Raw genomic sequence first — 21,215 nt, 5'->3', positions numbered from 1 at the left:
GCCCCCGCCGCCCTGCGCCGGGCGGGGGCGTCCGCGGCCCGGTCCCCGCACACCGCGGGACCGGGCCGTGCGCGGCGAGGCCGGGCCGTTCGCCGCGCACGCCGGGCCGGCCCGGCCCGGCGGGCGTCCGGCGCCGTCAGCGGCCGCCCAGCAGTTCCAGCGTGTCGATCACACGGTTGGAGAACCCCCACTCGTTGTCGTACCAGGCGACCACCTTGACGTGCCGGCCGTCGACCCGGGTCAGCGCCGAGTCGAAGACCGAGGAGGCCGGGTTGCCCGTGATGTCGGACGACACGAGCGGATCCTCCGAGTACTCCAGGATCCCGGCGAGCGGCCCCTGCGCGGCGGCCCGGTACGCCGCCAGCACGTCGTCACGGGTCACCTCACGGGTGACGGTGGTGTTGAGTTCCACGATCGAGCCCACCGGCACGGGCACCCGGATCGAGTCGCCCGACAGCTTCCCGTCCAGGCCCGGCAGCACCAGCCCGATCGCCTTGGCGGCGCCGGTCGTGGTCGGCACGATGTTGACGGCGGCGGCGCGGGCCCGGCGGGCGTCGCGGTGCGGGCCGTCCTGCAGGTTCTGCTCCTGGGTGTAGGCGTGCACCGTCGTCATGAACCCGTGCTCGATCCCGGCGAGTTCGTCGAGCACCGAGGCCAGCGGCGCGAGCGCGTTGGTCGTGCAGGAGGCGTTCGAGACGACCGTGTGCAGCTCCGGGTCGTACGCGCCGGTGTTCACCCCGTACGCCAGCGTGACGTCGGCGCCGTCCGACGGCGCGCTGACGAGGACCTTGCGCGCACCGGCGTCGAGGTGGGCACGGGCCGCCCCGGCCGAGGTGAACCGGCCGGTCGCCTCCAACGCGACGTCGACGCCCAGCTCCGCCCACGGCAGCCGGCCCGGCTCCCGCTCGGCCAGCACCCTGATGCGGCGCCCGTCGACGACGAGGGTGTCCCCGTCCACGGTCACCGGGCGGCCGAGCCGGCCGGCCGTCGTGTCGTAGGCGAGCAGGCGCGCCAGCGTGGCGGGCTCCGTGAGGTCGTTGACGGCGACGACCTCCAGGGCGCTGTCGCGCTCCAGCAGCGCACGCAGCACGTTGCGTCCGATGCGGCCGAATCCGTTGATGGCGATACGCGTCATGAGTGACATCCCTTCCGTTCGCCACCAGCTTCGCCAGTGGCGGCCGGCCCGGACAGCGGCGTGAGCGCCACGGTTCGCAAGGATCGTGCCACACGCCGGTGCTACTCGCCCCGGGCGAAGGTGCGCCGGTACTCGCTCGGCGTGGTGCCGAGGACGCGCTGGAAGTGCAGCCGCAGGTTCGCGCCGGTGCCCAGGCCGACGTCGGCGGCGATCTGCTCGACACTCAGTTCCGAACGCTCCAGCAGTTCACGGGCCACGTCGATGCGGGCACGCATGACCCACTGCATCGGTGTGTACCCCGTGTCCTCGGCGAACCGCCGCGAGAACGTGCGCGGCGACACCGCCGCGTGCCGGGCGAGCGCCTCCAGGGAGAGCGGTTCGCCCAGCCGGTGCAGCGCCCACTCGCGGGTGGCGGCGAACCGCTCACCCAGCGGCTCGGGCACGCTGCGCGGCACGTACTGCGCCTGGCCACCACTGCGGTAGGGCGCCGCGACCAGCCGTCGCGCCGCGTGGTTGGAGGCGGCCACCCCGAGGTCGCCGCGCAGCATGTGCAGGCACAGGTCGATGCCGGAGGCGGCACCGGCCGACGTCAGCACACCGCCCTCGTCGACGAACAGCACGTTCTCGTCCACCCGGACGAGCGGGTGTTTCGCCGCGAGCGCCCGCGTGTAGTGCCAGTGCGTCGTGGCCCGTCTGCCGTCGAGCAGACCCGTCGCGGCGAGCGCGAAGGCACCGGTGGAGATGGCGGCCAGCCGCGTGCCGTGCCGGTGCGCGGCGACCAGCGCGTCGACGACCGCCGCGGGCGGGTCGTCGCGGTCCGGGAAACGGTAGCCGGGGATGAACACGACGTCGGCCCACACCAGGGCCTCCAGGCCGTGCGCGACGTGGTACGACAGACCGTCGCCGCCGGTGACCAGCCCGGGGACGGCGCCGCACACACGTACCTCGTACGGCATGCTCGCGCGGGTGGTGAACACCTGAGCCGGGATACCGACGTCGAGGGGTTTCGCACCGTCGAGCACGAGGACGGCGACGCGTCGCAGACGAGAGGGTGACACGCGAGCAGGGTACGGGGCCGGTCCGCGCGGCGATTCCGGCACCCCCGCCGCGTCGCCCGCCGCCACCCCGGCCGGGGCCGCCGGGTCCGTCGGCAGCCTGGTGGGGTGCCGGGCCGGGCGCCGGCGGGGCGCCCGTCGGCGCTGCTCCGACGCGCCCGTGAACTTGTGTGCACCGCAAGCCGGTTGGCACGTATCTTGTGCGGCGGACGCTTCATGCTCGACTGCTCGACCTCTCACGGCACACGGACGGACGGTATCCATGACCCACCCCGCGAACACTCCCGGGCCGGCGGCGCACCCGAAGATCGACACCTCGGTGCCGCACTCGGCCCGGATCTGGAACTACTGGCTGGGCGGCAAGGACAACTACCCCGTCGACGAGGAGGCCGGCGACGCCTACACCGCCGTCTTCCCCGGCATCGTCACCATCGCGCGCAGCAGCCGCGCCTTCCTGCGCCGCAACATCACCCACCTGGTCGCCGAGGCGGGCATCCGGCAGTTCCTCGACGTCGGGACGGGCCTGCCGACGGCCGACAACACGCACGAGGTCGCGCAGCGGCTCGCCCCCGAGGCCCGGATCGTCTACGTCGACAACGACCCGATGATCCTGGCGCACGCCCGTGCCCTGCTGTACTCCACGCCCGAGGGGGCGACCGCCTACATCGACTCCGACGTGCTGGACACGGACCGGATCCTCACGGCCGCCGCCGCGACCCTCGACCTCTCCCGGCCCACCGCCCTGATCCTCAGCAACATCCTGGGCCACGTCCCCGACTACGACCGGGCGCGCTCCCTCGTCACCCGGCTGATGGACGCGCTCCCCTCCGGCAGCTACCTCTCCGTCAACGACGGCTCCCGGGGTACCGACCCGGTCTTCGAGCAGGCCCAGGACGCCTACAACGAGAGCGGCGCCGCCCCCTACATCCTGCGGACCGTCGACCAGATCACGGCGTTCTTCGACGGCCTGGACCTCGTGGAACCCGGGGTCGTGCCGGTGAACCGGTGGCGGCCGGACCCCTCCGACCCGGCCCCGGAGCCCATCGGGGAGCACGGCGGCCTCGCCCGCAAACCGTGACCCGGTCACCGGCGCGGCACGGGGCCGCCAGGGTGACCCCGTAGGGATCGTCAGGTGACCCGGTCTCACCTCGGCGCGGACACCCCCGCGGTTCCCCCGCGTGGACGCGCCGAGGGGGCGTCAGTAGTCCGAATGCGGCGCTCCGATGGTGCGGACCGCGCATCCCGCTGACAGTGATCACGTCGCACCTGCGATCCCGAAGAGCGGGCATCGTGCCCGTTCTCGCAGTCGCGACGGAAGGATCACCATGCGTATCTCCCGTACTCTGTTCGTCTCGGCGGCGATCGCCTCCGCCGTCGCGTTCTCCGCTCCCGCCGCCGGCGCCCTGGGCGTGACCGTCCAGGCGCCCGCGCAGACGGCCACCGTCGTCCACGGTGACGACTCCGACGACAACGGCAGCGACAACGACCGTTCGTCGAAGGGCAACGACGACCGCGGTGGCGACCGTGGCGGTGACCGCGGTGGTGACCGTGGCGGTGACCGTGGCGGCGACCGCGGTGGGGACCGTGGCGGCGACCGTGGCGGTGACCGCGGTGACAAGCCGCACGGCGGTGTCCACGCCGGTGGCGGTGCGCTGGCGCTGCGCACCACCGGTGACGACTCCGACGACAACGGCAGCGACAACGACCGTTCGTCGAAGGGCAACGACGACCGCGGTGGCGACCGTGGCGGTGACCGTGGCGGTGACCGCGGTGGCGACCGCGGTGGTGACCGTGGCGGCGACCGCGGTGGTGACCGCGGTGACAAGCCGCACGGCGGTGTCCACGCCGGTGGCGGCGGCCTGGCCCAGTCCTCGAACACCATGGGCCTGGGAGCCGCTCTCGTGCTCGGCGGCGTCGGGGCCGGTGCCTACATGCTGCGGCGCCGCAAGGCGTCGGGCACTCCCGTGGCCTGAACAGATTCTGTTCACCGTCGGTGCGCTGCCGCGGCCTGCGTCCCTCCCCGTGAGGAACGCGCGGGCCGCGGCGGCGGCGCCCCACCCCGCCACGCGGGGCCCGCACCACCTTCTTGACGAAAGGCACCGTCCATGGCTTTCCAGCGTCCGCCTCAGACGGAACAGTCCGGGACCGGGACCGCACCTCGTCGCGGCCGGCTGCGCCTGCTGTGGCCGGTGGCGGCGGTCGGGTTCGGACTGGTGCTCATCCACCAATCGCTGGGCACCGCGCCGGTGACCAGCGCCCGGCAGCCGGACCGCCCGACCACGGTCGCCACCCGGGCGGCCGGGACCCCACAGGCCACGCCGTCCACCGGGTCCGACGACGGAGCGCTGCCCCGGTCCGCCCCCACACGGATCTCCATCCCGGCGATCTCCGTGGACGCGCCGTTCACCAAGCTGTCCCTGGACTCCACCGGGCACCTGACCCCGCCGCCGGCCGACGACACCAACCTCGTCGGATGGTTCCAGGGCGGAGCCTCACCCGGCGAGCGCGGAACGTCGGTCGTGGTCGGCCACGTCGACACCACGACCGGCCCGGCGGTCTTCGTCGGCCTCGACGCCCTCAAGGCCGGCGAACACGTGGAGATCACCCGCGAGGACGGCATCGTCGCCCGGTTCCAGATCGACGCGGTGGACACCTTCAGCAAGGCGGACTTCCCCGACGACGAGGTGTACGCCGACACGCCGACGCCCGAACTGCGGCTGATCACCTGCGGCGGCACGTTCAACCGCACCAGCAAGGACTACGAGTCCAACGTGGTCGTCTTCGCCCACCTCGAATCCAGCTCCCGTTCCTGAGAGGCGACCGGGGCGGAGGAGTGGGGCGGAGGAGTCAGGAGCGCGGCCGGGGGACGAGGAGGTCGGCGACGACGGGGCGGTGGTCCGAGGCCGTGGTGACGGCCTCACGCACCCCGGCGACCGCGATCCGCGGGGAGACCGCCACGACGTCGATGCGCCGGTCCGGTGCGGCCGCCGGATAGGTCATGCCGCCGTGCGGGGCGGCATCGGCCAGCGGTCCCCACAGTTTCGCCAGTTCAGGCGCACCGGGTTCGGCGTTGAAGTCCCCGACGAGGACCTTCGGGCCGGCGTCCGCCGCCAGCACGGCCAGCATGTCGTCGACCTGGGCGCGCCGCACCGACGGATCGGCGCGGTAGTCCAGGTGGGTCGTGTACACGTGCACGAGGGCGCCCCGGACCCGTACCGTCACCTCCGCGAAGCCCGGCGCGGGCTCGGGCACCGGGTCCGGCGACTGGGTGGACAGCCTCGTGATCTCGTGGTTCTCGGCGCTCACCACGGGGTAGCGGCTCAGCACCGCGACACCGAACCGGCGCCGCTGGGTCCGCGGCGGCTCGGCGGGCAGGTCGTAGACCGGTGCGAAGAACACCCGCATGTGCAGCGTCCGGGCCAGGTCCCGGGCCTCGTCGCGGAACTCGCTGCGGGCACCCCAGCGCACGTCGACCTCCTGGAGGCCGACCACGTCCGCGTTCAGGTCACGGACGGCCCGCGCGGTCCGGCCGAGGTCGAAGACGTTGTCCTCGCCCGCCCCGGCGTGGATGTTGTACGTGGCCACCCGCAACGGCACGGGCACAGCCGCCGGCCGCGCCGCCGCGTCCCCGGGGGACGCGGCGGCGAGGGTGACGGCGGCGCCGAGCGCGACGGCGGTCACGACGCGGCGGACGAACGAGCGGTGGGTGCGTGTCACACGAGCCTCCGGATGAGAGTGTGATGCGGCCTTCGCTGGAGGAGTGGAGCGTACTAGGTCCTGTCGTCACCTTCCCGTCGTCCGCCCGCAGGGCGGCCCTCGCGGCGTCACGTGCGTGCTCTCGGCGTGCCGGGCCCTGACCCTCGTACGGGCCGTACCTGCCGATCGGCAGGTACGGCCGGTGAACTCCCCGCTTCCGTCGCTCAGTTGCCTGCACCTCGTGCAAGACGAACCACCGGATCAGGCCTGCCGTGAAGCCGGACCCCGCAGATCGCCTGCGGCCGGAAGGGCGGCCTTGCCGGCCGGTCGGCCGAAACTGGACAGTCCCCACAGCTCGGCGATCAGGCCGTGCCGGACTCGGAAGATCTCCATCATGGCGGGTGCGGGATCCGCTCCGCCCGGCACGGAGTCCGAAAGTCCGCGCAGCACGGAACGGACGGCGACCCGGTCGTGGTCCACGAGCATGTCCTCGACGACGACCTGAATACCGGGATGGGCTGCGAACATCCTGGACCAGGCGTCTGCGACGGCCCCGACACCGGTCGTTCTCAGCGGATGGCTCACGAAGTCCGGTGCGAGGATCGTTCGCAGGCCGGCCAGGTCCCGGCCGTTGAACGCCTCGTACATGCGCAGGCCGACGGCCCTTGCTTCCTGCACGTCGTCCGTCATCGGCCCGGTCCCAGCCCGTGGTCGAACCAGATCCGACGCGTTCCGTCAGCATCGACGGCCATTCCTCCCGCGCCGATCCCGGCCGGCTCTCCCGTGCCGCTCGCGGGCACGACGCCGAAGAACTCCCGCGCCCCATCGCTGCCGGACGTCACCGCCGAGTGCACGAAGTTGGCCGAGTGCACGAAGTTGACGGCGGTCCGGCCGCCGCACGACGAGCCTTCGAACGACTCCATGGCTCCACACGTGTCCACCGGGGTCGCCTGGTCGAACGCAGCGGTGAACAGTGTCGCCGCGCGGCCGGTCACGCCGCCCTCGAAGTGCTTCTCCATCGTTGCGACACCCACCGGAAGCCCGGTGGACACAGCCGGGTCCGGTCTCAGCTCGGTCGTAACGAACGCTTCGACCGTGAACGTTCCTGTAGTTCTCATGGGCGTGACCGTATCGGCGCGGTCTGACACCGCTCTCCTTCCCGGCGGCGGGAGTCGAACCGCCTGGCCCGCAGCACGGGCGGCCGGGCCCGGGGACCTGCCGTCTCACCCACCGCGGCCCACTGGTGATCCCGACTCGACACGCGCCCTGGTTTCCGTACCCACGGCGATGAAGACTCCGTCAGCCGTCAGCCGTCAGCCGTCAGCCGTCAGCCGTCAGCCGTCAGCCGTCAGCCGCGCCCCTTGCGCGTGACCTGTCGCCCCGTCACCCTGTCATGTCGTCACCCCGCCGGGGCCTTCGCTCCTACGGCTTGTCCGGCGGAAAGTCAACGGTTGACTTGGCCGAAACGCGCTGCCATGTTGGCAAGCGCTTTCTAGTGGGCTTTCCCCAGGTCATCCGCTCAGCACCCGGCCCCGCCGGGAGCCTTCACGTCGAGGGGGACGTATGAAGGAAGCAGCCGCAGCCCCCGAGGTCGCCGGACCCGGATCCGGGACCGGCGCCGTCCCGGGGTCCGGCGACCTGCGCCCGGTCTTCTCCGGGCGGCACACCCATCTGTGGGCCTTCCTGCTCGCCGGCTGGCTGATCAGCTATGCCGACCGCACGGTCACCGGACCGGTCGTCTCCTGGATGATCGACAACAAGGCCGGGTTCATCGGGGACGCGGCGCATCCCGCCACCCTCGGCGGCCTGATCGGCTCGATGTTCTTCACCGGCTACATGCTCACCCAGTACGCGGGCGGCCGGCTCGGCGACCGCTACGGCCACCGCGAGATGCTGGTGGTGTCCCTGTTGTGGGCCGGACTGATGACCCTGGTGTCCGGACTCGCGGGCGGACTCGTCGCCTTCGTCGTGGCCCGGGTCCTCACCGGCCTGGGGGAGGGGGTCTTCTACTCCAACGACCGGGTGCTCGTGATCGCCCACACCCCGCTGGCCCGGCGCACGGCCGGCCTCGGCATCGTGCTGTCCGGGCTGTCGATCGGACTGACCGTCGGCGTCCTGGCCACCCCGCACCTGATCGACTGGGGCGGATCGCTGGGCCTGGGCGGCCGTGCCTGGAGCATGCCGCTGTACGTGTTCGGTGTCGTCTCGCTGCTGATCGCCGCCGCCACCTGGATCTTCTTCCGGGGGCGCGGGGACCGGCCGCTGCGGCTCGGGCCCCCCACGCTGCGGCTGCTCGGCTACTCCGTGCCCACGGCCGTGGTGATCGTGGCGCTCTTCCTGTGTGCCGACGCCTTCGGCTGGCCCGACTGGCTGACGGCGGCGGGCTCCGGTGTGCTGTTCGCGGGGATGCTCGCGGTCGTCGTGCGCGGCATCGTGCGCGAGGGGCGCTCGGCGGCGCTGCTGAACCGCACTGTGTGGCTGGTCTGCGTCGCGTTCGTCGCGGTGATGTGGAACCTGTGGTTCTTCTCCTTCTGGTCGGTGCAGATCGTCAAGGAGAGCGCGCACAGCAGCCTGGGCGCGGCGGCCCTGACCGCCGCCTTCAACGCCGGCGCCGGCATCATCGGCTTCCCGGTCGGCGGCTGGATCGCCGACCGCCGCGTGCGTGCGGGCAAGGGCCGCAAGCCGCTCGCCGTCGCCTGCGCGGCCGTCCACACGGTGCTGGCGACGGCCTTCGGGCTCAGCCTGCTGGACGGCAGGCCCTCCCTGCTGCTGCTCGGCCTGATCCTCTTCTTCTCCGGCCTCTTCTTCAACGCGCTCCAGCCCATCGTGCACAGCCTCCTGGGCGATCTGGCGGACGCGGAGGACCGCGGCGCGCTGTTCGGGCTCTTCAACCTGGTCGCGGAGGCCGGTGCGGTGGCCAGCCCGGTGATCAGCGGAGTCCTGCGCGACGCCACCGGGAGCTGGGCGCCGGGTGTGTTCACCGCGGCCGGGGTGATGGCGGTGTCCGTGGTGCTGTACGCGATGGTCAAGGAACGCGTGCCCGGCGCCGTGTGACGGGCCGTCGAAGGGTTCCCGCGCCGGCGGCACCCCCCGGACCCGGTGCCGCCACGACCCGCCTTTCGGGCGTGGCGGCACGGGCCCTGGTGGCCGAGGGCGGCACCGCCGTGACCCCGCCGCCCGCATTTCCCGGGCCCCCGGCACACGGCCACGTGCGACCCGGCCACCCGTGGGCCGGGGCGGAGGCCCTCGCCGCGCACACGGCGCTCGTGCTGCCGTGCCGCCGCCCCGCCCCGGTGGACCGGGGCGGCGGTGCCGGGAGGGGGGATACCGGGCGGCGCCGGTGGGCCGGGGCGCATCCCGCTGTCACGCGTGGGGCCCGACGTACGCTCGCGCACTTCTGTTGATGATATGAAGAAGTCTTTTCAGGCTTTGTCGTCGCCGCGGCACGGACATCACCACGGTGGATTTCCGCCGCTTGCGAGGTGAAGCCGCATGGTGCAGGTCGAGCGTTTACTGGCCGACTGCCTGGACGACGCACGCACCCAGCCGATGGGCGCGGTCCCGCTGGACGCCGACGGCGCCGGTTACGCTGCCGCTCGCCGGACCTTCCTGGCGGCAGGGCTGCACGCGCTGCGCGAGCATGCGCCCGACGCCGGATGGGTCCAGCTCAACGTCCGGGCCGAGCCGGCCGGCTGGCCCCGCCTGTACGCCCGCCTCGCCGGGACGGCCCGGGAGGTGCTCGGCACCGGCGCGGCCCGCGGCTTCTTCTTCATGCACAAGCCGCCGGGACTGCGCATCCGCTTCCACGCGGCGGAACCGGCCCGCGCCCCGCAGTTGCGCGCCACCCTGGTCCGCCGGCTCGCCCCCGCGGCCGACGGATCCTGGGCGCAGCCGGTCGCCGACGTGTACGAGCCGGAGACGTACCTCTTCGGCGGTCCCCGCTCCATGGCCCACGTGCACGAGCTGTTCACCGCGGACTCCCTGGCCTGGCTGGACGTGCACACCGCCGTCGCCGGCGCGCCGGCCCCCGCCGACTGGCGGGTGTCCCTGCCGCTGCTGGGCGCGGTCTTCGACGGCCTCGGCGTGGTGGGCTGGGAACACCGCGGAGTCTGGCAGGCCGTGCGGGACGAGACCGGCCGCCGGCTGCCCGGCGGACTGCGCGACCCGGCCCGCCGGCGCGCCGCCGACGGCATCCGCGCGTACTGGGAGCAGGAGCCCGGCGCCCGTCTCGCGGCGCTGCCCGAGGACTGGCAGGACGTGCTCGGTCCGCACACGCACGACGTGCGGCGGGCCGCCGAGCGCTGGCGCACCCACTACTTCGCGTCCGGCGACGCCTCGGTCGGCCCGCGCCGGGCCGCCGCACACCACGTGATCTTCCACTGGAACCGCGGCCGGCTCTCCACGGCACGGCAGTGCCTGCTCACGGAGGCGCTCGCCGCCGACGGCCACGAGGAGGCGTACTGAACATGGGCCAGCCCCCCGCGTACCCGCCCGGGACGACCGGCACGGCCGGACAGGCGCTCGGCAACACCGCGCTGCTGCGCATCGCGGGGATGCCCTGCGACGCCTGGACGGCGGCCGGCGCGCCCGGCCTGTTCGACAGCGTGGTGCGGCACGCCGACGCCACCGGGCACCTCGCCGAACAGGGCCGCCTGCTGGCCGACCGGCTGGGCGAGGAGGTCGTACCGCACCCGGCGCTCAGGGCCGCCGACCGAGGCGCCGTGCTCGCCCTGCGGCGACGACTGCACTCCGGCCTCCCGCCGCGCGCGGCCGACCACGCCGCTTTGCTGCGGTCGCCCGCCGTCCCCGCCGGCCTCGCCGCCCAGGTCCACCACCTGCTGCGCCGGTACGAGCAGGCCGAGGAGACCCGGGCGGGACTGGAGCACGCGATCACAGCCGAACAGGAACGCCTGGCCGCCCAGGCCTGGCAGACCGCCTGCGCGAACCCGTTCCTGCGGGCCTTCCTCGACAGCGCCGCGCCCGGACTCGCCGACGACGTCCGCAGGCGGCTCGCCGAGGGCCAGTCCTGGTCCGGCAGGCAACTGCGCAAGCGCACCGCCTACCTGTGGCGGGCCGTGGGCCGGGCCGCGGCGAAGACCACACCGCGCGGCTGGGCCGGCCAGATCGCCGCGCTCCCGGTCGCCCCCGGGGACGACGGCAGCCCCCTGCTGCTGGAGCCCGGCGGCAGCCTCGGCGCGCTCGCCGCCGTCGCCGTGGAGAACGTGCACCTGGTCCGCACCCGCGCGACACCGCCCGAACTGCGCACCGCCGGCCCCGGCCTCCTGCTGACCCCGGCACCCCTGCACTTCACCGAACCCCCCGGCTCCGCGCCCGGCAACACCCCCGGCCAGGTGCGCTGTTACGTGGTCGACCCCCGCGAACCCGGACGGCTGCGGCAGATCGTGCTGCGCCGCACCCGCGCCCTCGAAGGCGTCCTCGCCCTCCTCGCCGACGGGCCCCGCCCGCTCGGCGAACTCGAAGCGGCGCTGGCGCACGCGGCGGCACCACCCGGTGGGCCGCCCCTGGCCTCCGCCGACGTGCTGCGCGGCTTCCTCCAGCACCTGCTCGCCCTCGGCGTCCTGCAGATCTGCCGGGCGCCCCGGCAGCACCGCGTCGACTGGATCCCGCCCGGCGCCGTCACCCCCGACCGCGCCCTTCCCCGGGCACCCGGCACCGAGGACGACGGCCACTGGTTCCTCGACTCCTACCGCCGCCCCGCCGCCCCCGCCCGTGTTCCGGGCCGGGCCGCCGCCCGGGTGCTGCGCGGCCTGCGGACCGCGGCCCGCATCGCCGCCCTGTGCGCCGCCGACAGCGCCCCGGACCTGCCCGCCCAGCGCCCGGAGCCGGCCGGCCTCACCGAACAGCCCCGCCCGGTCAGCGAGTTCCTCGCCGACCGGCTGCCCGCCGAATCCCCGCAGCCCCCGCCCCGCCGGCCCACCGGATGGGTGCCGGCCCGCGACCGCACCGGCGCCTACGCCCGCCTGCTGCACCACCTGGACACCGCCGCCCGCGCCGGCGCCACGCAGGTCGACGTGGACGACGACCTGCTGGACGACCTGGGCGCGCCCCCGCCCGAAGCCGCCCTGCCCTGCTGGCCCATCGACTGCCTGCTGCGCCCCCTCGGCCCGTGCGAGGGGCGGGGACCGGTCGCCGTCCTGGAGACGGCCTCGGCCGCGGGCGTCCTCGACGCCCGGTTCGCCGACGGGCTGCGCACGCTGTACGGCGGCTACGGCAACAGCGACGCCTACCGCGACTTCCTCGCCACCGTCGAACGCCGCACCGGGGTCAGGTTCGTCGACCTGCTCGTACCGCCGCTGAACGAACGCTCCGCGAACGCCGTACGCCGGCCCGTCACCACCCGCTGGTGGACCGGCGACCCGGACCCCACCCCGTACTACGGACCGGACACCCGGCACGCCCGCTACCTCCCGCTGGACCGCATCAGCCTGCGCCGCAGCGGCCGGCGCATCATCGCCGAGGCCGACGGGCGGCGCATCGTCCCCGTCTACCACGCCACCCGGTCACCCGCGCCGCCCTACGACACGCTGGTGCGCCTCCTGCTCGCCGCGAGCCACCCCGCCGCCTCCTACCTGCTCCGCCTCGACGCCCTCGACGCGGCCCTGCCCGACCGGCCCGTACTGCCGCGGCTGACCGCCGGCGGCGACCTCGTCCTCGCCCCGGCCACCTGGCGCGTCGAGCGCTCCCGGCTGTGGCAGCCCGGCGACGACACGCTCGGCAAGGTCCGCACCCTCGCGCTGCTGCGCCGCGCCGCGGGACTGCCCCGCCACGCGTTCGTCCGCACCGCCCCGGGCGGCAAACCGGTGCCCGTGGACCTCGCCTCGCTGACGGCCCTCCACCTCATCGAGCGGCTGTGCGCCCAGCAGGCGGGCACCACCCTGCTCGTGGAGGAGATGCTCCCGGGCCCGCGGGAGCTGCTGCTGCGCGACCCGGTGCACGGCGGGTCGGCCGTCGCCGCCCAGGTACTGCTCCGCCTGCCGCACGACCGCGGCGCCGCCCACCTCGCCGAGGCCGCCGCCGACGCACTGGTCCGCGGCGAGCGGCAAGACGTCCCCGGCCCGCCCGCCAGGCGGTCCGCCGGGGCGGCCATCACCCGATGAGAGAGAAAAGGGGAAGTCCCATGCCCAACACCGAACTCACCGAACTCGACGCCCTCATCAGCGACCTCGACGAGCGGATCAGCGACAGCGACCTGCCGTCGGCGTCCGCCAGCACCGCCGGGTGCAGCGGCCTGTGCACGATCATCGTCTGTGCCACGGTCGTGATCTGCGCCTGACCACCCCCCACAGGAGCCGCCCGTCCCGGCGGGCGGCTCCGCCCCGGCCGATCCGAGGAGCCCGATGGCGCCCGAAACCGCCTCACCGGCCACCGCCCGGGACGAGGTCCACGCCCTTGCCGCCCGTTACCTCAAGGACTGGACCGCGGCGCCCCGCCCGGCCCGGCACCCCGGCGACCCCGGAATCCCCGTACTGGCACACCTGGTCGCGGACCGCGACACCGCCCGTGCCGCCGTGGCCGTCTGGGCCCGCGCCGCCGGACGCGGCCCGGCCCACCCCGCCCTGCACGACGGCGGCCTCGCCGGAACCCTCGTCGGCCTGCGCCTGGGCGAACGCCTCCATCCGGCGCTCCGGCCCGTCGGCGACCGCCTCGCCGCCCCCCTGAGCCGACGCCTGCCGAAGTACCGCACGCACGCCGTCGCCTTCCCCGACTACGACCTGATCTCCGGCCCCGCCGGCACCCTGCTCGCCCTGTGCACGGGCACCCCCGACCCCGAGGCACTGCGCCCCCTCGCCGCCCACCTCGCCCTCCTGTGCGACGAGCCGGAACTGCCCCGGCTGCGCACCGGCCAGTACGCGCGGCATCCGTACCTGTCCTGGGTGCAGGGGCGCATCAACACCGGCATGGGCCACGGCGTCGCCGGTGTCGTCACCGCGCTCACCGCGGCCCTGCGCCGCCTCGGACCGGACCCGGCGCTCACCACGGCGCTCACCCACGCCACCGGCTGGCTCGTCCGCCAGGCCTACGACGACGACCGCGGCATCCGCACCTGGCCCGGCGCGGGACTCGACGCCCCGCCGCCCGCGACGGCGCAACCGCGGCAGGCCTGGTGCTACGGCGCCGCCGGGATCGCCTGGGCGCTGTGGGACGCGGGCGACGCCCTCGGTGACAGGGCGACCGCCGACTGGGCCGCCACCGCGTTCCGCGGGTTCGCCGAGCACTACGACGAGAGCTTCCACCTCTTCGGCGACACCCCGGCCGACCGCCTCGGACTGTGCCACGGCGCCGCGGGCGTCCTGTGCGTCGCCGACGCCCTGCACCGCCACGCCCGGCTGCCGGCCGCCGCCGCGCTCGTGCGACGCCTCGTCCACCACCTGACCGGCAGGCTCCCCGCGCACCCGGCCGCCGAGTGGACCACGGACCTGCTGAACGGCCTGCCCGGCGTGCTGAGCGCGCTCCTGACGGCCACGGCGGCGGCCCCGCGCACCTGGCTGCCCTGCCTGGGCCTGCGCTGAGCCCGCCCCACAGGCCGGCCGCCCCCCACAGGCCGCCCGCGCCCCGTAGGCTGAGCCGCACCGAACCGGCCGCGAACGAGACGGAGTTGCCGTGACCCTGCGGATGAGACCGACCGCCGTCACCCTGGACTGCCCCGACCCGCTCGCCCTGGCGGCGTTCTACCAGCGGGCCACCGGGTACGCCCTCCACCCGCGCTCCGACGCCGACTTCGCGGGCCTCACCGGTGAGGACGGTCTCAGTCTCGGCTTCCAGCGGGCCGAGGACCACCGGGCGCCGTCCTGGCCCGGCCAGGACGTCCCCCAGCAGATCCACCTCGACTTCGAGGTCGCGGACCTGGAGGAGGCCGAGGCCCGGCTGCTCGAACTGGGCGCGGGCAGGCCGCAGGAGCAGCCCGGTGGCGACAAGTGGCGCGTCCTCACCGACCCGGCGGGTCATCCCTTCTGCCTGATCGCACGCTGACGCGCCGCCCCGCGGTCACGGGCGGCGGCTGCGCCAGGTACGCGGACGGAGCGCGGCCCAGCAGACCGCGGAAGGCCGTCGTGAACGCGGCGGGATTCTCGTAGCCGAGCGAGACGGCGACCCGCGTCACCGGCGTGCCCGCCGCCAGCGCGTGCACCGACCGCAGGATGCACGCCCGCTGCCGCCACTGGGCGAAACCGAGCCCCGTGCCGCGCCGGAAGAGACGCCCCAGGGTGCGCTCGCTGACGTTCAGGGCCGCCGCCCAGCGGGCGGGCGGGTCATGGATGTCGGGAGCCCGTAGGAACGCCTCGCACAACCGCCGCAGCCCCGGATCGGCGGGCAGCGGCACGTCGAGGGGGAGCGGTGCCAGGGTGCGCAGCTCGTGCAGGATCAGCTCGATCACCGTCGCGTCCCGCCCGTGCTCGGCATAGCGCGGCTCCATGTCGACGGCATCGAGGATCAGCGCCCGCAGCAGCGCGGAGACCTCCACCACGCGGCAGCGGTCCGGGAACCACGGCGCGGCGCCGGGCTCGATGTACAGGCTGCGCGTGCTGACGCCCGTCATGGTGACCTGGTGCCGCACCCGCGGCGGGACGAGGACCGCGCGGGCCGTGGGCACCGTCCACGAGCCGTCCGCCGTCTCGACCTCCATGACGCCGGTGGCCGCGTAGAGCACCTGGGCGCGCCGGTGCTCGTGGAAGGGCAGCAGATGGTCGTGCGGGTAGTCGGTGCCGATGGCGAGCACCGCGCGGTCCAGGCCGTCCACCTCGTCGACGGAGATGTTGCGCACCGCACGAGCCTACTCCCGGCTGTCGTCTGCGCGTAAGAAACTGGCGAACGGTCGAATGCCCGCCACCCGTCCCGGTCCGTAGCGTCGTCACCGTGCTCACCACCTCCTCGTTCCTCACCCTCCTGCTCTTCGGCTGCCTGACCGGTGTCACGACCGTGCTCTTCGGCTTCGGCGGAGGATTCGTCACCGTGCCCGTCGTCTACGGCTTCCTGGGCGCGACCGCGCACGGCGACGGCGCCATGCACGTGGCCGTCGCGACCTCGACCGTCGTCATGCTCGTGAACGCCGCGTGGGCCACCGTGGCCCAGCACCGGGCCGGCCGGCTGCGCCGGGAGTACCTGTGGCCGCTGGCCGGGTACGTCCTGCTCGGCGCGGCACTCGGCTCGCTCGTCGCCACCCGGATCAGCGACACCCTGCTCAACGTGCTGTTCGCCGTGTACCTGCTGGTCACGATCGCCGACAGCGTGCTGCGCAAGGGGTTCCTCGCGGTCACCGGCGACGGCGCACCGCGCCCGCTCGGCCGGCTCACGACGACGCTCGGTGGCGCCGGCATCGGCACGGTCGCCGCCAGCCTCGGCGTCGGCGGCAGCGTCATGACGGTTCCGCTGCTGCGCCGCCGCGGGCTGCCCATGGCCACCGCCACCGCGCTGGCCAACCCGCTCAGTGTCCCCGTCGCCCTCGCGGGAAGCGTCGTCTACGCCCTGGCCCCCGCAGCCCAGGCGCACACCGGCCGCCTCGGCTACGTCGACCTCGGCGCGGGAGCCGCGCTGCTGTGCGGCTCCCTGCCGGCCATCGCGGTCGTGAAGCGGCTGGGCGGCCGGGTCCCCGACCGGCTCCACTCCGCCGCCTACGTGGCCCTGCTGGTCCTCGTCCTGATCGTCATGCTCGTCACCCGGCCGGGGACATGACGGTGCCAGGGCATGACGGACCCGGCCCCGTTCGCCGGGGCCCGGTCCGTCGCGCTCGCCACCGCCTGAGCGGGCGGGGCGGGCACGCGCGGGCGCACCGGACACCGGACGCGGACGCACCGGACGCACGGGGGCGCGTGGCCGGGCTCCCCTCTCAGCCGGCCGCCCCCGCCCGCCCGCGAGTCCACGGCCGGGCCCGTCGTCCGGGCGTCGCGCGTGCGGCATCCGTCAGTGGCCGAGCGTGGCGCGCAGCGAGGGCTGGAGCAGGTCCGCGTGGGCGCGGACCATGTCGTCGCACAGGTCCCAGATGCGTTCCACGGGCAGCGCCGCGGCCGTCGCGGGGTCGGTCATCGCCGCCTGCCGGATCGAACGGGGATCGTCCTCCAGGGCCGCCCGCACCACGAGGTCGTTCATGCTCAGGTAGGTGCGGTTGAGCGCCGCGCACTGGGCGGGCAGCGCACCGACCCGGGTGGGCTGCACGCCCAGCGCGTCCACGAGGCAGGGGACCTCCACGGTCCCCGAGGCCGGCAGGTTGTCTATCAGCCCGTGGTTGGGCACGTTGCCGTAGACCGTGCGGGGCGTGCCCGTGGTGATGCTGTGGATGATCTGCGGGGCGTACTCCATGGTGCCCTCGACGGCGAGCGGGGCGCCCTGCGCGAGGGCGTCGCGGGTGTGCTCGTAGGCCGCGATGTTCTCGTCGACGATGTCCAGGTAGGCCCCGACCGGCAGGCGCAGGCGCTCCACCTCCTCGGCGTGGTGCAGGTACCAGGGGACGTACTCGGAGGAGTGCTCGCTCGTCTCGGTGGGGTAGTAGCCGAGACGCCGGTACATGTCGACGCGTACCCGGCGCCGCAGCTGGGGGTCGTCCGCGATCAGGGCGTCGAGCCGGGGGTACAGGTCGCTCCCCTGGTGCTCCAGGCTCAGGATCCAGGCCTGGTGGTTGACGCCGGCGGCCCGGTAGACGACCTCCTCCTGCGGGACGCCGAGGAGTTCGGCCAGGTCGTGGACGGTCCAGAACACGGAGTGGCACAGTCCCACCACGCGGGTCAGCCCGGTCGCACGGGTGAGGTACTGGACGTTCATCGCCATGGGGTTGGTGTAGTTGAGCAGCCAGGCGTCGGGGCACACCTCGGCGATGTCCTCGCCGAGCGACCTGAGCAGCGGGAAGGTGCGCAGCGCCCGGAAGATGCCCCCGATGCCGAGGGTGTCGCCGATCGTCTGGCGCAGTCCGTAGCGCGCGGGGATCTCGAAGTCGGTCCGGGTCGCGGCGCGCATGCCGACCTGCACGATGTTGATGACGAAGTCGGCGTCTTGAAGGGCCGCCCGCCGCTCGGCATGGGCGGTGACCCGCACCCGCGAGCCACCGGAGCCGGCCCGCTGGTCGGCGATGTACCGGGCGGCGCCGTGCGCGGTGGCGAGCCGCTCGGCGTCGATGTCGTGCAGGGCGATGTGCGCGCCCTGGAGTTCGGGGAAGGCCAGCAGGTCGGCCAGCAGGCCCTGGGTGAAGACGACGCTGCCCGCGCCGATGAAGGCGATCTTCGGGGAGCCGGAGGACAGGGAGGTCGTGGCGGCCGGGGAGGTGTGGGTGGTCATCACAGGTGCTTTCCGTTGCGGGTGACGGCGGCCGCGGCCTCGTCCCAGGTGGGCTGGGCCGGTGTTCCGCCGTGGGCCCGGGTGGACAGGGCGCCGCAGGCCGCGGCGATCTCGAGGGCGTGCGGGGTGGACAGGCCGCGCAGGCGGGCGGCGACGAAACCGGCGTCGAAACTGTCACCGGCTCCGACGGTGTCCAGCGGCCGGACGGGGACGGCGGGGGTGCGCAGCAGCGTCCGGCCGTCGTGCGCGAGGGCGCCCCGGGCGCCGTCCTTGACGACCACGTGCGGGCCGAGCGCTGCCAGCGCGGCGGCCGCGGCCTCCGGGGCGGCGTCCTGGGGAGCGCCGACGGCGGCGGCCGCGAGGGCGGTGGCCTCCCGCGCGTTGGGCAACAGGTGGTCGGTGACGGCGAGCACCTCCGCCAGGGCGCCGGGCGCCCACGCGTCGGCCGGGTCGTCGTTGGTGTCGAGGGAGGTGGTGGCGCCGTGCGCGCGGGCGGTGGCGAACAGGGCGGGCAGGGCGGCGGCGAGCCGCGGCAGCAGGAAGTAGGAAGCGGCGTGGACGTGGCGGCTGCCGGTGAGCAGGGCCTCGGGCACGTCGTCGGGCCCGGTGGCCGGGAGCGTGCCCGGGGAGGTGAGGATCGCCCGGTCGCCGTCGGGGCGGGTCAGCACGACGGTGAGTGGCGTGGCCAGGGCGGGGTCGACGCGCAGGGCCGAGGTGTCGACGCCCCGCTCCTCCAGCGCCGCCCGCACGAACCGTCCGGCGTCGTCGTCGCCGACGCGTCCGGCGAAGGCCACCTTCAGCCCGAGCCGGGCGGCCCCGCACGCCATGATCGACGCGGAGCCGCCGAGGGTGAGCGTCCCGCTGTCGACGAGCCGTTCGCGCTGCCCGAAGGCGAGGGGCGCCTCCAGCGGTCCGACGACGATGTCGGGGTTGGCGTCTCCCAGGACGAGGAGGTCGTAGGCGTGCTGCATGCGGTCTTCCTTGAGGTGCGGACCCTGACGGGCCCGGGTGCGGACCCTGACGGGCGGACGGCGGTGGGGCGGCTGACGGGGGAGGCGGCCGGGAGGCCGGTCACCCCTTGAGGCCGCTCGACGTGATCGACTGGATGAAGGACTTCTGCGCGAGCAGGAAGGCGAGCAGCACGGGCAGCACGGTGATCACGTTGCCCGCCATGACCGCGGACCACTTGGTGTGGTGCTGCCCCTGGAACGTGGTCAGGCCCAGCTGGAGGGTGTACTGGGTGTCGTGGTTGATGGCGATCAGCGGCCAGCTCAGGTCGTTCCACGTGGTGAGGAAGGTCAGCACCGCCACCGTGCTCAGCGCCGGCCGCGACAGCGGCAGCACGATCTGCCACAGCACCCGCAGCCGGGAGCAGCCGTCCAGCCAGGCCGCCTCCTCCAGTTCCCTGGGCAGCGACAGGAAGAACTGGCGCAGCAGGAACACGGCGAACGGGGTGACCAGGGAGGGCACGATCAGCGCGCCGAGCGTGTCGATGAGCCCGAGCCGCTTCATCACCAGGAACGTCGGGATCATCGTCAGCTGGAACGGGATCGCCATGGTGGCCAGCATCAGCCCCAGCAGCAGCCGGGAGCCCGCGAACCGCATCCGGGCGAACGCGTAACCCGCCAGGGCGCCGAGGACCAGGTTGGACACCACCGCGGCCAGTGACACCAGCAGCGAGTTGGCGAACCAGCGCGGGAACATGGCGTTGCCCAGGACGTAGCGGTAGCCGCCCAGATCGATGCGGGAGGGCCACAGGGCGGGCGGGAACCGGTTGATCTGCGCGTCGCTCATGACGGAGCTGAGCAGCAGCCAGATCAGCGGGACCGCGAACACCAGGGCGAGCGGGGCCAGCAGAAGGTGCCAGGGGCTGAACGGCAGCCTCTTGCGGGGCCGTCCGGGCGCGGCCGCCGGGCGGTCCGGGGACGCCGGGGCGGGAGCCGAGGGGAACGCGGACGGGGCGGGGGACGTGGCCGTCATCGTGCGGCTCCTTCCAGGCCGGCGGAACCGGCGCGGCCGGTGCGGCCGTGGTGGGCTCGGGCCCGGCGCCGTACGGCCCGGGCGGTCCGCGGGACGGCGGCGAGCAGGATCAGGGCGAGGGCCAGGGCGTAGGCCGCCGCCGCACCGTAACCGGCGGTGAAGTTCTTGAAGGCCTGCTCCCAGATGAAGTAGACGATCACCGTGGTCGAGCCGAGCGGGCCGCCCTTGGTCGTCACGTACACCAGGTCGAAGACCTGCAGGGCGTTGATGGTCTGCCACAGCAGGAGGAAGACCAGCACCGGGGCGAGGGCCGGGAGCGTCACGTGGCGCAGCACGTGGCGGCGGCCGGCGCCGTCCAGCCGGGCCGCCTCCACCAGTGAGGGCGGTACGTCCTGGAGGGCGGCCAGCAGCACCACCACGCAGAAGCCGGTGCCGCTCCACAGCGAGATCGCCACGAGCGCGAGCAGCGCCTGGCCGGGGTCGGTGAGGAAGCCCTGCGGGGATATCCCGACCTTGTGCAGCACGGAGTTGGCGGCGCCGAACTCGGGGTCGAGGATGAAGGAGAACAGCACTCCCTGGGCCGTCGCCGAGACGACGAACGGCACGAAGAAGAGGGTGCGGTACAGGGCGACCAGCCGCAGCCGCTGGTTGAGCGCCAGGGCCAGGAACAGCCCGAGGCCGATGCTCAACGGCACGTACAGCGCCGTGTAGAGCAGGGTGTTGCGCACCGCCTGGCTGAAGTGCGGGTCCTGCCCGAGCGCCCGGTAGTTGGCCAGGCCGACCCAGCGGCTGGGCGTGACCAGGTCGTCGGCCTGGAAGGACAGCAGCAGCGACCACGCCACCGGTACGACGCTCAGGCCCAGGATCACCAGTACCGCGGGGGAGACGAACGCCCAGGCGGCGGCGGACTCCCGGCCGGCACGGCGGCGCACGGACCCGGAGCGCGGCGGGGCGTCCGCGCCGGTGCCGTGTCCGTCGTCGTCGCCGGGGGCGTGGCGGCCGGTGCGGGTCTTCCGGCCGGGGCCGCGGTCCGCGAGGGTGAGGGGTGAGGGCAGGCGGGGCATGGT

The 21,215-nt window shown here is 74.4% G+C and carries 20 protein-coding genes; 10 read left to right on the top strand and 10 right to left on the bottom strand.

Translation table 11 applies throughout. The annotated features are described in order from the left end of the window. Positions 1-136: 136 nt before the first annotated feature. Both gap and IG64_RS12265 read right to left on the bottom strand, forming a co-directional pair. Entirely contained in the window at positions 137-1,135 is a 999-nt protein-coding gene (gene gap, locus IG64_RS12270; protein WP_037854968.1) for a type I glyceraldehyde-3-phosphate dehydrogenase, read from the bottom strand. Positions 1,136-1,236: 101 nt separating this feature from the next. Further along, entirely contained in the window at positions 1,237-2,193 is a 957-nt protein-coding gene (locus IG64_RS12265; RefSeq protein WP_037854967.1) for a GlxA family transcriptional regulator, read from the bottom strand. Between the two features lie 259 nt (positions 2,194-2,452). Between IG64_RS12265 and IG64_RS12260 the strand changes: the two genes are divergently transcribed. The 3 genes from IG64_RS12260 to IG64_RS12250 all read left to right on the top strand — a co-directional run bounded on the left by IG64_RS12260 (position 2,453) and on the right by IG64_RS12250 (position 5,003). Then, the gene (locus tag IG64_RS12260; protein ID WP_037854966.1) at positions 2,453-3,268 is read left to right on the top strand and encodes an SAM-dependent methyltransferase; all 816 of its coding nucleotides are present in this window, start codon (positions 2,453-2,455) and stop codon (positions 3,266-3,268) included. A 247-nt stretch (positions 3,269-3,515) separates the two neighbouring features. Further along, entirely contained in the window at positions 3,516-4,163 is a 648-nt protein-coding gene (locus tag IG64_RS12255; RefSeq protein WP_037854965.1) for a hypothetical protein, read from the top strand. Between the two features lie 132 nt (positions 4,164-4,295). After that, positions 4,296-5,003, top strand: coding sequence for a class F sortase (locus IG64_RS12250; protein WP_037854964.1), 708 nt, complete (start codon positions 4,296-4,298; stop codon positions 5,001-5,003). 34 nt (positions 5,004-5,037) lie between these two features. On the opposite strand, the gene IG64_RS12245 is transcribed toward IG64_RS12250, so the two are convergent. The 3 genes from IG64_RS12245 to IG64_RS12235 all read right to left on the bottom strand — a co-directional run bounded on the left by IG64_RS12245 (position 5,038) and on the right by IG64_RS12235 (position 7,034). Then, positions 5,038-5,907, bottom strand: a complete 870-nt coding sequence (locus IG64_RS12245) for an endonuclease/exonuclease/phosphatase family protein (protein ID WP_037854962.1) — start codon at positions 5,905-5,907, stop codon at positions 5,038-5,040. A 240-nt stretch (positions 5,908-6,147) separates the two neighbouring features. Then, a complete protein-coding gene (locus tag IG64_RS12240; RefSeq protein ID WP_051812728.1) occupies positions 6,148-6,576 on the bottom strand; it encodes an ester cyclase in 429 nt (142 codons plus the stop codon). Next, the gene (locus IG64_RS12235; protein ID WP_324609571.1) at positions 6,573-7,034 is read right to left on the bottom strand and encodes a DUF3224 domain-containing protein; all 462 of its coding nucleotides are present in this window, start codon (positions 7,032-7,034) and stop codon (positions 6,573-6,575) included. The genes IG64_RS12240 and IG64_RS12235 overlap by 4 nt, the downstream gene beginning before the upstream one ends. A gap of 415 nt (positions 7,035-7,449) precedes the next feature. Here IG64_RS12235 and IG64_RS12230 point away from each other — a divergent pair, with 415 nt between their 5' ends. The 6 genes from IG64_RS12230 to IG64_RS12210 all read left to right on the top strand — a co-directional run bounded on the left by IG64_RS12230 (position 7,450) and on the right by IG64_RS12210 (position 14,877). Continuing rightward, positions 7,450-8,940 carry an MFS transporter gene (locus tag IG64_RS12230; RefSeq protein WP_037854961.1) on the top strand — a complete coding sequence of 497 codons (1,491 nt, stop codon included), beginning with the start codon at positions 7,450-7,452 and terminating at the stop codon, positions 8,938-8,940. 438 nt (positions 8,941-9,378) lie between these two features. After that, the gene (locus IG64_RS12225; protein ID WP_037854959.1) at positions 9,379-10,350 is read left to right on the top strand and encodes a thiopeptide-type bacteriocin biosynthesis protein; all 972 of its coding nucleotides are present in this window, start codon (positions 9,379-9,381) and stop codon (positions 10,348-10,350) included. A 2-nt stretch (positions 10,351-10,352) separates the two neighbouring features. Then, a complete protein-coding gene (locus IG64_RS12220; protein WP_037854957.1) occupies positions 10,353-13,004 on the top strand; it encodes a lantibiotic dehydratase in 2,652 nt (883 codons plus the stop codon). A 20-nt stretch (positions 13,005-13,024) separates the two neighbouring features. After that, positions 13,025-13,180, top strand: a complete 156-nt coding sequence (locus tag IG64_RS41130; RefSeq protein ID WP_158771544.1) for a hypothetical protein — start codon at positions 13,025-13,027, stop codon at positions 13,178-13,180. 64 nt (positions 13,181-13,244) lie between these two features. Then, positions 13,245-14,417, top strand: a complete 1,173-nt coding sequence (locus IG64_RS12215; protein ID WP_037854955.1) for a lanthionine synthetase LanC family protein — start codon at positions 13,245-13,247, stop codon at positions 14,415-14,417. Between the two features lie 103 nt (positions 14,418-14,520). Beyond that, positions 14,521-14,877: a VOC family protein gene (locus IG64_RS12210; RefSeq protein ID WP_037855035.1), complete on the top strand. Its 357-nt coding sequence runs from the start codon at positions 14,521-14,523 to the stop codon at positions 14,875-14,877. Here the strand turns inward: IG64_RS12210 and IG64_RS12205 are convergent. Beyond that, positions 14,834-15,667, bottom strand: coding sequence for an AraC family transcriptional regulator (locus tag IG64_RS12205; protein ID WP_051812726.1), 834 nt, complete (start codon positions 15,665-15,667; stop codon positions 14,834-14,836). The two genes, IG64_RS12210 and IG64_RS12205, sit on opposite strands and share 44 nt — an antisense overlap. Positions 15,668-15,759: 92 nt before the next feature. On the opposite strand from IG64_RS12205, the gene IG64_RS12200 reads away from it, so the two are divergent. After that, entirely contained in the window at positions 15,760-16,575 is an 816-nt protein-coding gene (locus IG64_RS12200) for a sulfite exporter TauE/SafE family protein (protein ID WP_037854952.1), read from the top strand. A 228-nt stretch (positions 16,576-16,803) separates the two neighbouring features. Here the strand turns inward: IG64_RS12200 and IG64_RS12195 are convergent, their stop codons facing one another. The 4 genes from IG64_RS12195 to IG64_RS12180 all read right to left on the bottom strand — a co-directional run bounded on the left by IG64_RS12195 (position 16,804) and on the right by IG64_RS12180 (position 21,212). Further along, positions 16,804-18,168: an alpha-glucosidase/alpha-galactosidase gene (locus IG64_RS12195; RefSeq protein WP_051812724.1), complete on the bottom strand. Its 1,365-nt coding sequence runs from the start codon at positions 18,166-18,168 to the stop codon at positions 16,804-16,806. Then, on the bottom strand, positions 18,168-19,139 hold the full coding sequence (locus IG64_RS12190) for a carbohydrate kinase family protein (protein ID WP_037854950.1): 972 nt from the start codon (positions 19,137-19,139) through the stop codon (positions 18,168-18,170). Before IG64_RS12190 ends, IG64_RS12195 begins: the two co-directional genes overlap by 1 nt. A gap of 100 nt (positions 19,140-19,239) precedes the next feature. Continuing rightward, positions 19,240-20,148, bottom strand: a complete 909-nt coding sequence (locus tag IG64_RS12185; RefSeq protein ID WP_037854949.1) for a carbohydrate ABC transporter permease — start codon at positions 20,146-20,148, stop codon at positions 19,240-19,242. Then, positions 20,145-21,212: a carbohydrate ABC transporter permease gene (locus IG64_RS12180; protein WP_037854947.1), complete on the bottom strand. Its 1,068-nt coding sequence runs from the start codon at positions 21,210-21,212 to the stop codon at positions 20,145-20,147. The genes IG64_RS12185 and IG64_RS12180 overlap by 4 nt, the downstream gene beginning before the upstream one ends. Positions 21,213-21,215: the final 3 nt, after the last annotated feature.

It is taken from the genome of Streptomyces sp. NRRL S-340 (assembly GCF_000720185.1).
Taxonomy (GTDB): domain Bacteria; phylum Actinomycetota; class Actinomycetes; order Streptomycetales; family Streptomycetaceae; genus Streptomyces.
Note: the sequence above shows the minus strand (reverse complement) of the source record. Positions and strands in the feature narration are given on the sequence as shown.

Bases quoted from the DNA above. Each gene is read 5' to 3' on its own strand.
- gap (WP_037854968.1), bottom strand. From the start codon at position 1,135: ATGACGCGTATCGCCATCAACGGATTCGGCCGCATCGGACGCAACGTG.
- IG64_RS12260 (WP_037854966.1), top strand. From the start codon at position 2,453: ATGACCCACCCCGCGAACACTCCCGGGCCGGCGGCGCACCCGAAGATC.
- IG64_RS12255 (WP_037854965.1), top strand. From the start codon at position 3,516: ATGCGTATCTCCCGTACTCTGTTCGTCTCGGCGGCGATCGCCTCCGCC.
- IG64_RS12250 (WP_037854964.1), top strand. From the start codon at position 4,296: ATGGCTTTCCAGCGTCCGCCTCAGACGGAACAGTCCGGGACCGGGACC.
- IG64_RS12240 (WP_051812728.1), bottom strand. From the start codon at position 6,576: ATGACGGACGACGTGCAGGAAGCAAGGGCCGTCGGCCTGCGCATGTAC.
- IG64_RS12230 (WP_037854961.1), top strand. From the start codon at position 7,450: ATGAAGGAAGCAGCCGCAGCCCCCGAGGTCGCCGGACCCGGATCCGGG.
- IG64_RS12225 (WP_037854959.1), top strand. From the start codon at position 9,379: ATGGTGCAGGTCGAGCGTTTACTGGCCGACTGCCTGGACGACGCACGC.
- IG64_RS12220 (WP_037854957.1), top strand. From the start codon at position 10,353: ATGGGCCAGCCCCCCGCGTACCCGCCCGGGACGACCGGCACGGCCGGA.
- IG64_RS41130 (WP_158771544.1), top strand. From the start codon at position 13,025: ATGCCCAACACCGAACTCACCGAACTCGACGCCCTCATCAGCGACCTC.
- IG64_RS12215 (WP_037854955.1), top strand. From the start codon at position 13,245: ATGGCGCCCGAAACCGCCTCACCGGCCACCGCCCGGGACGAGGTCCAC.
- IG64_RS12210 (WP_037855035.1), top strand. From the start codon at position 14,521: ATGAGACCGACCGCCGTCACCCTGGACTGCCCCGACCCGCTCGCCCTG.
- IG64_RS12195 (WP_051812724.1), bottom strand. From the start codon at position 18,168: ATGACCACCCACACCTCCCCGGCCGCCACGACCTCCCTGTCCTCCGGC.
- IG64_RS12190 (WP_037854950.1), bottom strand. From the start codon at position 19,139: ATGCAGCACGCCTACGACCTCCTCGTCCTGGGAGACGCCAACCCCGAC.
- IG64_RS12185 (WP_037854949.1), bottom strand. From the start codon at position 20,148: ATGACGGCCACGTCCCCCGCCCCGTCCGCGTTCCCCTCGGCTCCCGCC.
- IG64_RS12180 (WP_037854947.1), bottom strand. From the start codon at position 21,212: ATGCCCCGCCTGCCCTCACCCCTCACCCTCGCGGACCGCGGCCCCGGC.